The sequence below is a fragment of the Bradyrhizobium sp. SUTN9-2 genome, assembly GCF_003122645.1.
Classification (GTDB): Bacteria; Pseudomonadota; Alphaproteobacteria; order Rhizobiales; family Xanthobacteraceae; genus Bradyrhizobium; species Bradyrhizobium yuanmingense.
On record NZ_LAXE01000001.1, the window covers coordinates 4,462,177 to 4,474,246 of the forward strand.

Genomic DNA, 12,070 nt, shown 5'->3' on the forward strand with positions numbered 1-12,070 from the left:
GATCCAAGTAATTGAACCGATGGCGAAATTCAACAACTAACGTATGCGGCGCGCGGCTAAAGCAGTACGCGCGCGTAGTTGGCGTGATCGGCCAGTCACCAGCGACGGTATTACTGACTGACGGTTCCTGGTCTGGAAGCTCATTCGGATCGAGCGAGTGGAGGATCCGAGGTGAATTGCTCGAACACGCCCGTTTTGGTTGTTATTCGGTTTCTTGCTTGATTTCACGGAGCTTAACCACGATGCGCCGCTTCATCTTCGGCTTGGCTTTCGTTACCGTTTCCTATGGCGCCATGTTTCCGGCCCGCGCTGAAGTCGACAAGATCATCCATGTCTGCGATCGGCAGGAACGATTGTGTCCGGAATTCAGGCCTCGCGTGAAGGCACCCGACGGGTGGACGAGGGATGAGGCCGCGAGTCTCAAATACGGTGCATCGATGTTCGTTCCCAAAGGGAAGACATTCGGTAAAGCAGAAGCAATCATCTATGCCGAAGGCCGCTATAACGAGGACCGGACCGAACTGGTTCAATGGATCGCAACGAGTGATAAGGATTGGGCGACGACATCCGGCGACCATGCCAAGATCACCACGCTTCCCTCGGTCAACCCGAAGGTCATCATCAACCGCTACGACAATCCGTCCTTGAAGGACCAGCCGATCGAAGTCATCGCGCATTACGCCGACCGCGACAAGGACGGCAATTCCTACGTCGTGCGGCTAGCGGTCTCCGGCCGCACTGAGGCGGCGGTGCTGGCCGCGGTGCCACTTCTCGACAAGATGATCGTTGGCGCGAAGATTCCGTGAGAGCATGAGTTCTGCTTCGCAGCTGAAGGCTGCGCGAGCGTTTTCTTGCGGGAGGGCGGCACGGAGAGTTTACATTCGTCGTGTCAGGGACGCCCGAGCGACCCGAAGCTGACCTTGGGCGCAGCCGTCTGATCCATATCTAATCTGCCTGATTGACCGGCCTGAGCTAGTCCCAATTGCCCATAATTACAACCCTTTGCAGGGCGATCCGGCGTGCTATGGATGAATCAGCTGCCGCGAGTGAGCCATGAGCGCCGAACAGTCGCCCAAAATCGTGATCGTCGACGAAAGCCCGATCCGGGCCGCGATCCTGGAGGAGGGATTGCGCGAGGCCGGGTTCACCCAGGTCGTCCATATCAGCGAGATGCAGAGCCTGCTGGCCCGTATTTATGCGGCGGACCCCGACATCATCGTGATCGATCTCGAAAACCCCAGCCGCGACGTGCTGGAGGCGATGTTCCAGGTCAGCCGCGCGGTGAAGCGGCCGGTCGCCATGTTCGTCGACCAGAGCGATTCAGCCTCGATCCAGGCCTCGGTCGAGGCGGGGGTGTCGGCCTATATCGTCGACGGGCTGAAGAAGGAGCGCATCAAGCCGATCCTCGACCTTTGCGTGTCCCGTTTCAACGCCTTTGCCAAGCTCCAGGAGGAACTGGAGCGCACCAAGTCGCAGCTCGAGGACCGCAAGATCATCGAGCGCGCCAAGGGCATTCTGATGAAGGTGAAGGGCCTGACCGAGGACGAGGCCTATGTGCTGCTGCGCTCCACCGCGATGCGCGAGAAGAAGAAAATCGGCGAGATCGCGCAGTCGATCATCACCGCGTCGGAGATGCTGAAATGACCGTCCCCCTCCGCATCGGGTTCATTCCGCTGGTCGATGCCGCCGCGCTGATCGTCGCGGTCGACAAGGGCTTTGCCGCCGCCGAGGGGCTCGAGGTCGAGCTGGTGCGCGAGGTCTCCTGGTCCAACGTCCGCGACAAGCTCAATATCGGCCTGTTCGATGCCGCGCATCTGCTCGCGCCGGTGGCGATCGCGTCCTCGCTCGGCCTCGGTCACGTCAAGGTGCCGATCGCCGCGGCCTTCAATCTCGGCATCAACGGCAATGCCATCACGGTGTCGCCGGCGCTCCATGCCGCGCTGATGGAGGAGATCGACGGCGATCGCTTCGACCCGATGGCGACGGCGAACGCGCTGGCGAAGGTGGTTGCCAAGCGCCGCAAGGCAGGGGCCGAGCCGCTCACCTTCGGCATGACCTTCCCGTTCTCCACCCACAATTATCAATTGCGGTTCTGGATGGCGGCGGCGGGCGTCGATCCTGACGAGGACGTGCGCCTCGTGGTGCTGCCGCCGCCCTATATGGTCGACAGCCTCAAGAACGGCCATGTCGATGCGTTCTGCGTCGGCGCGCCCTGGAACTCGGTCGCGGTCGATCTCGGCATCGGCCATATCCTGCATTTCGTCGCCGACATTCTGGTCCGTGCGGCGGAGAAGGTGCTGGCAATCCGCCAGACCTTTGCCGACAAGAACCCGGACGTGGTCGCAGCCCTGGTGCGGGCAGCCGTGAAGGCCGCCGAGTTCATCGAGCATCCCGAGAACCGGACCGAGGCGGCGCAGATCCTGGCCCAACCCGAACGGATCGGCGTCGACGCCGAGGTCATCCAACGCACCCTGACGGGGCGCCTGAAGATCTCGCCCGATGGCACCTTCCGCGAAAGCGGCCGCTACCTGCTGGTCGGACGCGAAGGGGCAGGGCGGCCCGATCCGGTCCAGGCCGCCTGGCTCTATGCGCAGATGGTGCGTTGGGGCCAGACGGCGCTCACCCCCGACGGGGTCAAGACGGCGATGGCGGTGTTCAGGCCCGATCTCTACGACGCGGCGCTCGGCAACAGGGCGCCGCTTGAGGCTCCCGCAGCGTTCGGCGCCTTTGCCGGTCCGGCCTTCGACCCCGCCGATATCCGCGGGCATCTCGAGGCCTTCGGGGTCGGGCGCTGGAGGGCCTGATTCGCGGTTGCTTCGCTTTTGAGCATCTAAGATCCTTGGCTAATGTTTGAGCTGGCTGCTCGTATTTCGGGAGAGTTCCCAAGCCAGCAGTTTCCGGGTTCCATCCTAATTATTTGAAACTTCATTGGTTTTTATTTCGACCAAGCTGGCACGCAACTTGAATGTTGCGCTGCGGCCAGCTTGTCATAGGTGCCTGCTGAGCCAAGTCCCGCAGCAACGAAGCTGATCGGACCGTGAGTAACAAAGCCGGCTCCTGAGCCAGCCTGACGTTCCTCGCGGGTCGCGCAATCCGTCGAAGCCACCGAAGGTGGCCGCAGGAGCTTCGTTACACACCATGAAAATCGATACGGTCTCAGTCGACTTTACCGACGAGCAGAAACGCTATCTCGAAGGCTTCACGACCGGCCTGCAGATCAGCCGCGTCGGCCGCGGCCTTGGTGGTGGCGGCAGCGGCAAGGCGAATGCCGAGCCTGTGGGTCCCGATGCCGTGCACATCAAGGCGCAGGACAAGGTGATCGCGTCGGGCAAGAAGCTCGCCGATCAGGAGAAGTTCAAGCGCGACGAGCATCCCTTCGACGCCTATCCGCGGCTTCGCCAGCAGGCGCTCGACAACACCCCGCCGAGCCCGGCGGACAATTTCCGCTGGCGCTATTACGGCATCTTCTACGTCGCGCCGACGCAGGACTCCTACATGTGCCGCCTGCGCATCCCGAACGGCATCATGAAGCATTGGCAGCTGTCGGGCCTTGCCGATCTCGCCGACGAGCTCTGCGGCCCCTACAGCCACGTGACGACGCGCGCCAATCTCCAGCTGCGCGAGATCCCGCCGAAGCACGCGATCAGAATGATCGAGGGCATCCAGGAGCTCGGCCTGTGCTCGCGCGGCTCCGGCGCCGACAACATCCGCAACGTGACGGGAACGCCGACCGCCGGCATCGATCCGCAGGAAATCATCGACACGCGGCCCTATGCCCGCGAGTGGCACTACCACATCCTCAACGACCGCTCGCTCTACGGTTTGCCGCGCAAGTTCAACGTCGCCTTCGACGGCGCCGGCCGGATCGCGGTGCTTGAAGAGACCAACGACATCGCCTTCACGGCCTATGAGGTAAAGGACGGTTTCGGCGTCGAGCCCGGCGTCTGGTTCCGGCTCGGCCTCGGCGGCATCACCGGTCACAAAGACTTTGCGAAATATTCCGGCATCATCGTCAAGCCGGAGCAGGCGACCGCCGTCGCCGACGCCATCGTGCGCGTGTTCATCGAGCATGGCGACCGCACCAACCGCAACAAGGCACGGCTTAAATACGTGCTCGACGCGATGGGCCATGACCGCTTCCTCAAGCTGGTCGAGGAGCGGTTGAAGACGCCGTTCACGCGCGTGCCGGAAGAGGCGTTCGCGCCGCGTCCCGCGGCGGATCGCATGGCACATATCGGCGTGCACAAGCAGAAGCAGGACGGCCTCAACTGGATTGGCGTATCGCTCACGCTCGGCAAGCTCACCTCCGATCAGATGCGGGGCCTCGCCAAGGTGGCGCAAGATCTCGGTGACGGCGAGATCCGGCTCACGGTCTGGCAGAACCTGTTGATCTCGGGCGTGCGCGACGAGAATGTCGAGCTCGCCTCTGCCGCCATCAAGCAGATCGGGCTCGCGGTCGAGGCCTCGCACATCCGCGCCGGCCTGATCGCCTGCACCGGCAATGCCGGCTGCCGCTTCGCAGCGTCCAACACCAAGCGCAATGCCGCCGAGATCGGCGACTGGTGTGAGCCGCGCGTCGCCATGGACAAGCCGGTGAACATCCACCTGACCGGCTGCCATCATTCCTGCGCGCAGCATTACATCAGCGACATCGGCTTGATCGGCGCGCGCGTGCCGATCAATGAGGAGGACACTGTCGAGGGCTATCACCTCTTCACCGGGGGCGGATTCGGTCCCGATGCCGATGTCGGGCAGGAGGTCTATCACGACCTCAAGGCCGAGGACGCACCGAAGACGGTCGAGGCGCTGCTCAAGGCCTATCTCGCCCATCGCGCCTCGCCCGACGAAACCTTCCTCTCCTTCGCGCGCCGCCATGACGGCGAAACGCTGCGCAAGCTTGCCGATGCACAGGTGTCCGCATGAACCAGATCACGCCTCCGCCGAAACTCGATATCATCCCCGCCAGCGCCCCGTTCTCGGATGCGCAGCGCTCCTGGCTGAACGGCTTCTTTGCCGGGCTTTTGTCGCCTGACGTCGCAACGCCGCTGTCGGCAGAGCAGGGCGCCGCCGTCATGCAGGCCGGTGACGGCGACGACGGCGAAGCGCCGTGGCATGACCAGACCATGCCGATCGCCGAGCGGATGAAGCTTGCCGAAGGCCGTCCCTTGCGCCGCAAGATGATGGCGGCGATGGCACAGCAGGATTGCGGCCAGTGCGGCTACAATTGCCACGATTATTCGGAAGCAATCGCGAGCCGTAGCGAAGCGCGGCTCAATCTGTGCGTCCCCGGCGGCAAGGAAACCGCGCGGATGCTGAAATCGCTGTACGAGGAGCTCGACAAGGCGCCCGCGGCCAAGACCACCGACAAGACCACCGACAAGGCCGGCGCTCCGGCGCCGGCTGTGACCGTGACGATCGCAGAGCCCGGCCGCTCGCGGGACAATCCGATCCAGGCGACCTTCCTGTCGCGCCGTCTTCTCAACAAGGGCAAGTCGGAGAAGGAGACCTATCACATCGAGTTCGATCTCTCCGAGGGCAAGCTCGACTATGTGGTTGGTGACAGTTTTGGCGTCTTCCCGCGCAACGACGTCGGCCTCGTCGACCAGATCATCGCGCTGCTCGGCGCCTCCCACACGACCAAAGTCAACGGCAAGACGTTGCGCGAGGTGCTGATCGACGACGTCTCGCTGTCGCCGGCGCCCGACACGCTGTTCGAGCTGATCTCCTTCATCACCGGCGGCGCGCAGCGCGAGAAGGCGCGGGCGCTGGCGCAGGGAGAGGATCCCGATGGGGATGCCGCGACGCTCGACGTGATGGCGGCACTGCAGAAGTTTTCCGGCACGCGGCCGCATCCCGAGGCCTTCGTCGAGGCGCTGGAGCCGCTGCAGCCGCGGCTCTACTCGATCTCGTCCTCGCACAATGCGACGCCGGGAAAGCTGTCACTGACGGTGGACTCGGTGCGCTACGTCATCGGCAAGCGCAAGCGGCTCGGCGTCGCCTCGACCTTCCTCGGCGAGCGGATCAACGAAGGCGAGAAGCTCAAGGTCTATGTGCAGAAGGCGCACAATTTCGGCCTGCCGCAAGACCCGAAGACGCCGATCATCATGGTCGGTCCCGGCACCGGCATCGCGCCGTTCCGCGCCTTCCTGTTCGACCGCAAGGCGACCGGCGCGCCCGGCAAGAACTGGCTGTTCTTCGGCCATCAGCGCAGCGATTGCGATTTCTTCTATCAGGACGAGCTCAACGCCATGAAGACCTCCGGGCTTCTGACGCGCCTGTCGCTGGCCTGGTCGCGCGACGGCGAGAAGAAGTTTTACGTGCAGGACCGCATGCGCGAGGTCGGCCGCGAATTGTGGACCTGGCTCGCCGAGGGCGCGCATCTCTACATCTGCGGCGATGCCAAGCGCATGGCCAAGGACGTCGAGCGCGCGCTGGTCGACATCGTCGCCCAGTTCGGGGCACGTTCGACCGATGAGGCCGTCAGCTTCGTCGCCGAACTCAAGAAGACCGGCCGCTTCCAGGCTGACGTGTATTAGTCGGACGACTCCCTCTCGGGGTTGGGCGTCATCCGATTGTCATCCGTCCCGGTTCCAACTGGCTTCGATTCTAACGAATAAGATTCTCGGAACCTGCTGGTGAAGAGAATTTGCACCTGCGATGGGGGGCCTCCGGAGAACCCCCATCGCTATTTCCGCCACCGTCTTGCCTCGCGCCCTGGTTGATCCTTCATACTCCCGCAAATGGGGCGTTGGAGATCGACCATGCGCGAACTATCGGCGGAAGCCAGGCTGCACTTCTACGCGCGCTCGCTCTCGCGCCGGACCGGGGCGAGCATGCACCACGTTGCGATGTACAGCGCGTTTGCGGTGATCGCGGCGATCGTGTTCGGGACGCTGTCGGTGCATCCGTTTTGATGTGTCTGCGTAGGGTGGGTTAGCCGAAGGCGTAACCCACCACTTGTATGGCTGCAGCAGAAGAGGTGGATTACGCTTCGCTAATCCACCCTACGACACCCACCCTGCTCACGCTCCGCGCTTGAACGGCGCCACCTCGATCCCCGCAGCCTTCAACGCCTGCCGCACGCCGCGTGCGATCTCGACCGCGCCGGGCGTGTCGCCATGGATGCAGACCGTATCCGTGCGCATCTTGATGACCTTGCCTGTGACCGACACCACCGCGCCGTCCTGCACCATGCGCACGACGCGGTCGGCGATCGCCTTGGCATCGTGCAGCACCGCGCCGGGCTTCTTGCGTGAGACGAGGTTGCCGTCATCCTCATAGGCGCGGTCGGCGAACACCTCGTGCACCATCGGCAGGTTGGCGTCTTCGCCGGCCTTCACCAGCTTCGAATTGGCGAGCACGACGAAGATCAGGCTGGGATCCACCGCCTTGATGCCGGCGGCGATCGCCTTCGCCGTCATGTCGTCCTCGCAGGCGACGTTGGAGAGCGCGCCGTGCGCCTTCACATGGGTGACCTTGTAGCCGGCCGCAATCGCGATCGCCTGCAACGCGCCGATCTGATAGGCGACGAGGTTCTCGATCTCGGAGGCCTTGAGCCCTGCGATCGGATGCCGGCCGAAGCCGTGCAGGTCGCGATAGCCGGGATGCGCGCCGACCGAGACGCCGCGCGCCTTCGCAAGCTCCACCGTCCGGCGCATGATGTCGGGGTCGCCGGCATGGAAGCCGCAGGCGACGTTGACCGAGCTTGCCAGCTCGATCATCGCGGCGTCGTTGCCCATCTCCCACGCGCCAAAACCTTCGCCGAGGTCGCAATTCAGATCGACTGTTTTCATGGGTTGCTCTCCGCCTCTGGTCTTGTTGTCGCTTACGGCTCCGCCGTGACCTGCCACGTCCCGGCATCGACCGCGCTCACCGCATAGCCCGCCACGTTAGCATCGCTGAGCGCCTCGATGTTGAGGGCGACGATGTCGGAGGAGCGCAGGCGATCGGGCAGGCTGCGGATCGCTTGCGCGAACTTGCGCGCCTCGTCCTGCGCTTCGGCCATGCTGACCGCCTTGAAACGGAACGCGGTTCCTGCCGAGGTTTGGGCGAGGCGGCCGATATCGGCCGTGATCACGGTTGCGATCTTCGGATAGCCGCCGGAGGTGCCGCGATCCATCATCAGCGCGATCGGCGCGCCGTTGCCGGGCACCTGGATGCTGCCGTTGACCGTGCCGTCGGAGACGATGTTGTGGCCGTGGAGATGCTTGATCGCAGGGCCTTCGAGCCGGTACCCCATGCGGTCGGAGGTCGCCGAGATCTTCCATTCGCTATCCAGGAACAGCGCCTTGTTGGCGTCGTCGAATTCGTCGTCCTGAGGCCCCAGCAGCACGCGGATCGGACCGCTCGCCGGCTTCGGCAGCTCGATGCGCAGCTCCGGTGCACCGCTCGCGGCATCCACAGTGAATTCGTCGCCGGCCTGGAGCGGGCGTGGGTAGGGGCTGCCGAGGCCGGCGCGGGCATTCACGGCGAGACTGCCGAACACTGCCTCGCCCTTGATGGCGCCTTCGATCGCGAGATAGGTGAAGGCGCCGCCGCGGGCAAAGCCGAGCGTCAGCGTCTCGCCATCCTTGAGCGTCACCGAGGTGTCCATCGCGACCGGGCTGCCGGCGATGTCCGCATTGCGCGGCGCGCCCGATATCGCCACGCGCACGGCGCCGTCGCGAGCGGTGAAGGAGGCACCGAACGGGCCGATCTCGATGGCGGCCGCGAACGGCTCGTTGCCGACCAGCGTGTTCGCCGCCGCAAGCGACAGCTGGTCCATCGCTCCGCTCACGGTCAAGCCGTAGCGCTGCGCGCCGTGGCGGCCGCCGTCCTGGACCGAGCTGGCAGGGCCGATGCTGGCAACGACGAGCCGGCTCATGCGTCCACCTGCTCGGCGACGATCTCGCCGGCTTCCGCAGCGCGGTCCATGTCCTCGAATGTCTTGTGGTCGATCGGGTAGAACGTGACGCGGTCACCGGGCTCGGTGAGGAAGGTCGGATTGCGGTGGAGCTGATAGGTTCGCACCGGGGTGCGGCCGAGCAGGTGCCAGCCGCTCGGGGCGGCCAGGCACTGGATGCCGGCCTGAACGCCGCCGATCGAGATCGTGCCTGATGGCGTCAGCAGCCGTGGCGATTGCCGCCGCGACATGTGCAGGAATTTGTCGAGACCGCTGAGATAGGACCAGCCCGGCGTGAAGCCGATCATGGCGACTTTATAGTCGCCGCCCGAATGCCTGATGACGATGTCATCCGGCGTGGTGCCCAACGTCTTGGCGACGTCCTCGAGGTCGATGCCGTGCTCGCCGCCATAGGCGACCGGAACGCGCCAGCGGCGCGCTTTGGTGACCGGCGGCAGCGGCCGGGTGGCGATCGGGAGGATCTTTTCGCCCAGCGCCTCAAAGCCGATCTCGCCGGGATCGTAATGGACCAGCAGCGAGCGATAGGTCGGCACCGTCTCGGTGATGCCGTCGATGGGTGTCGCAGCGAGCGCCTTGTCGAGCGCCAGCACGCGCTGGTTGGCATCGTCGTCGATGGTGCGGCTGAACTCGACCGTGACGGCACTGTCGCCGCTGGGCAGAAGGCGGGGCGGGGGAAGCGTCGCGGCCATTGAGCTGTCAGAGCGCTGTCGTAATCGGGCTTCTCGGGAATGCGGGCTCGACCTTGAGTTCCGCTTGTCCCTGCTTCGCGTAAATGTGCCCGCAAGTCCAATAAATTAATGCAAGGGGAAGCGATAAAGCCTTGTTATCGCATCGCATAACGGCGCTGCGGCCCTGCGTAATTGCTAGCCTCTTGGCCCTTGACGCAAAGCTCGCGGCTCGCAAGATGCGCGCGTTCTGTCCCGCACCTTGGAGCTCGTTCTCGTCCATGTCGCTGTCCCCCGAAGCCCGCAAGACCCTCGCCGGCATCACCACCGCCACCATCACCACGGTCCTGCTGAAGAAGGGCCTGCGCAATGTGTGGATGCGCGGCGCGCGTCCGTTGCGGCCGGGCCTGCCGCGGCTGGTGGGACCGGCCTTCACGCTGCGCTTCGTGCCGGCGCGCGAGGATCTGGCGACGCCGGAATCCTGGTCGTCGCCGATCTCGACCCGCACCGCGATCGAGGCGATGCCGGAGGGCTGCATCGCCGTGGTCGATGCCATGGGCATCACCGATGCCGGCATCTTCGGCGACATCCTTTGCGCGCGCATGGTCAAGCGCGGCGTCACCGCGCTTGTCACCGACGGCGTGGTGCGTGACGTCGAGGGCGTGCTTGGCACCAATTTGCCGGTTTGGTGCGACGGCTATGCCGCGCCGCCGTCGGTTGCAGGCCTCACTTTCGTCGGCTGGGGCGAACCGATCGGCTGCGGCGGCGTTGCCGTCTTCCCGAACGACATCGTGGTCGCCGACCAGGACGGCTGCGTGCTGATCCCGCAGGCGATGCTCGATCATGTCCTCAATGAGGGCGTCGAGCAGGAGCGGATGGAAGCCTGGATCGTCAACGAGGTGAACAACGGCGCGGTGCTGCCGGGCCTCTATCCCATGAACGCCGAAACCAAGGCGCGCTACGCCGCCAGCAAGAAGTAACGGACAAAGGAACGAGGACCCTCATGGACATCACGCTCGCCGGCACGCGGCCGACCCGCCGCGCGCCGAAGGAACACTTCACCGGCACCGTGTGGCAGGACCCCATCAACATGGCGCCGGCGCCTGCACGGCTGAACGTCTCGCGCGTCGCATTCGAGCCGGGCGCGCGCACCAACTGGCACCACCATCCGCTCGGGCAGACGCTCTACGTGATCTCGGGCGTCGGCCGCGTTCAGACCAAGGGCGGCCCGGTCCAGGAAATCCGTCCCGGCGACACCGTCTGGATTCCGCCGGGTGAAGTGCACTGGCACGGCGCATCGCCGACCAACGGCATGTGCCACATCGCCATGCAGGAAGCGCTCGACGGCGTCTACTCGACCTGGCTGGAGCCGGTCACCGACGCGGAGTATGGCGCGGCGGTGGGCTGACTCTCGTGTCCCGGACAAGACGCATCGCCCAAGGCGATGCGTCGCCGATCCGGGACCCAGATCTTCGACCCACTGAGAGCACTGGGTCCCGGCTCTGCGCGGCAACGCTTCGCGCTGCCGCTTGTCCGGGACACGGCACCTAAATCTTCTCCGCGGTCCACGTGCCCGTGCACATGGCGCCGCGCCAGGTGCCGGAGCCGGACGCGCCGCTGAGCCGGCCGAAGCCAACGGCACGCTTGATGCCGGTGCTCAGGGTGACCTTGATGTTGCCGGCATCGGCGACGCGCCCCGACGCCGTCACTGCGGCGCTGCTCGAGGCGATCTGGCCATTATTGATGCCGATGGAGACAGTCGCACCGTTGCCGCAGGCCTGGCTTGATGACGCGATGCGGACGTTCCACGCGCCATCGAACGTGCTTGTCGCAGCGTCGGCCGGCGCGAGCGGGACAGCGATGACGACGGCGGTGGCGAATAGAGCCTTGCGAAACACGTTCATGACACGCCCCTGTGGTTGACCATGCGGGGGACCGTGACACGCGTGCGGAACCGGCGATGTGAGGGCTGTCACGTGCGCAGGGGGCTGTGTGAGCCTGCGCACGCCGGCACGGCAGGGCGCAAAAGCAAAGGGACCCGCATCGCGGGCCCCTTGTCTGCGTAAGAACGATCAGGCGGATCTCAGTTCACCCGCGTCCAGGTCTGGCCGCCGCAGAACATGCCGCCGAAGGCGCAGCCCTGCACGCGCAGCCGGTCGGTGCCCTTCATGGCGATCGTCGAATCGTAGGTCGAGCCCGAGTTGGGATCGAGGATGCGGCCCGACCATTTCTGGTCCTTGCCCGCCTTCATGTTGATCAGCACCTGCTCGCCGTTCTGGTTCGACTTGCTGTCGACCGAATAGCCGCAGAGGTTGGTGCCGCATTGCTCGATGCGGACCTTGCCTTCCTTCTCCTCGGTGAGCCAGACGCCGACCGGCGAATTGAGGTCGCGCGTCGGCGCAGTTGCAGGAGCAGGCGGCACTGCGGCCGCCTGAACGCGAGCGGGAGCAGGCGCAGGTGGCGGAGGCGGGGCTGGCGGAGCCGCAGCCACGGCAGGGGCGGG

General features: G+C 65.0%; 13 protein-coding genes. 8 read left to right on the forward strand and 5 right to left on the reverse strand.

Features of this window, described 5'->3' with window-relative positions:
- Positions 1 to 242: 242 nt before the first annotated feature.
- From XF30_RS20805 to XF30_RS20830, 6 genes are all read left to right on the forward strand, one after another.
- A complete protein-coding gene (locus XF30_RS20805; protein WP_057029230.1) occupies positions 243 to 806 on the forward strand; it encodes a hypothetical protein in 564 nt (187 codons plus the stop codon).
- A gap of 247 nt (positions 807 to 1,053) precedes the next feature.
- A complete protein-coding gene (locus XF30_RS20810) occupies positions 1,054 to 1,644 on the forward strand; it encodes an ANTAR domain-containing response regulator (protein ID WP_036012463.1) in 591 nt (196 codons plus the stop codon).
- The gene (locus XF30_RS20815; RefSeq protein ID WP_109143707.1) at positions 1,641 to 2,804 is read left to right on the forward strand and encodes a CmpA/NrtA family ABC transporter substrate-binding protein; all 1,164 of its coding nucleotides are present in this window, start codon (positions 1,641 to 1,643) and stop codon (positions 2,802 to 2,804) included. The genes XF30_RS20810 and XF30_RS20815 overlap by 4 nt, the downstream gene beginning before the upstream one ends.
- A gap of 334 nt (positions 2,805 to 3,138) precedes the next feature.
- A complete protein-coding gene (locus XF30_RS20820; protein WP_192893204.1) occupies positions 3,139 to 4,923 on the forward strand; it encodes a NirA family protein in 1,785 nt (594 codons plus the stop codon).
- On the forward strand, positions 4,920 to 6,536 hold the full coding sequence (locus XF30_RS20825; protein WP_109143709.1) for a sulfite reductase subunit alpha: 1,617 nt from the start codon (positions 4,920 to 4,922) through the stop codon (positions 6,534 to 6,536). Before XF30_RS20820 ends, XF30_RS20825 begins: the two co-directional genes overlap by 4 nt.
- A gap of 225 nt (positions 6,537 to 6,761) precedes the next feature.
- Positions 6,762 to 6,914 (forward strand): hypothetical protein, encoded by a 153-nt coding sequence (locus tag XF30_RS20830; RefSeq protein ID WP_036028094.1) that lies wholly within the window; start codon positions 6,762 to 6,764, stop codon positions 6,912 to 6,914.
- A gap of 108 nt (positions 6,915 to 7,022) precedes the next feature.
- Here the strand turns inward: XF30_RS20830 and XF30_RS20835 are convergent, their stop codons facing one another.
- From XF30_RS20835 to pxpB, 3 genes are read right to left on the reverse strand one after another with little or no spacing between them, the layout of a single operon-like run.
- Positions 7,023 to 7,793: a LamB/YcsF family protein gene (locus XF30_RS20835; RefSeq protein ID WP_109143710.1), complete on the reverse strand. Its 771-nt coding sequence runs from the start codon at positions 7,791 to 7,793 to the stop codon at positions 7,023 to 7,025.
- Positions 7,794 to 7,825: 32 nt separating this feature from the next.
- Positions 7,826 to 8,863, reverse strand: coding sequence for a 5-oxoprolinase subunit C family protein (locus tag XF30_RS20840; protein ID WP_109143711.1), 1,038 nt, complete (start codon positions 8,861 to 8,863; stop codon positions 7,826 to 7,828).
- Positions 8,860 to 9,591, reverse strand: a complete 732-nt coding sequence (gene pxpB / locus XF30_RS20845; RefSeq protein ID WP_109143712.1) for a 5-oxoprolinase subunit PxpB — start codon at positions 9,589 to 9,591, stop codon at positions 8,860 to 8,862. The genes XF30_RS20840 and pxpB overlap by 4 nt, the downstream gene beginning before the upstream one ends.
- Before the next feature lie 257 nt (positions 9,592 to 9,848).
- Here pxpB and XF30_RS20855 point away from each other — a divergent pair, with 257 nt between their 5' ends.
- A complete protein-coding gene (locus tag XF30_RS20855) occupies positions 9,849 to 10,547 on the forward strand; it encodes a ribonuclease activity regulator RraA (protein WP_036012452.1) in 699 nt (232 codons plus the stop codon).
- Positions 10,548 to 10,570: 23 nt separating this feature from the next.
- Complete coding sequence (locus XF30_RS20860) at positions 10,571 to 10,975, forward strand: (R)-mandelonitrile lyase (protein WP_036012436.1); 405 nt, start codon at positions 10,571 to 10,573, stop codon at positions 10,973 to 10,975.
- Positions 10,976 to 11,114: 139 nt separating this feature from the next.
- On the opposite strand, the gene XF30_RS20865 is transcribed toward XF30_RS20860, so the two are convergent.
- Both XF30_RS20865 and XF30_RS20870 read right to left on the reverse strand, forming a co-directional pair.
- Positions 11,115 to 11,471, reverse strand: coding sequence for a hypothetical protein (locus tag XF30_RS20865; RefSeq protein ID WP_192893205.1), 357 nt, complete (start codon positions 11,469 to 11,471; stop codon positions 11,115 to 11,117).
- Between the two features lie 179 nt (positions 11,472 to 11,650).
- Positions 11,651 to 12,070: DUF2147 domain-containing protein (locus tag XF30_RS20870; protein ID WP_146207803.1), on the reverse strand; the 420-nt coding region annotated here is incomplete at its 5' end.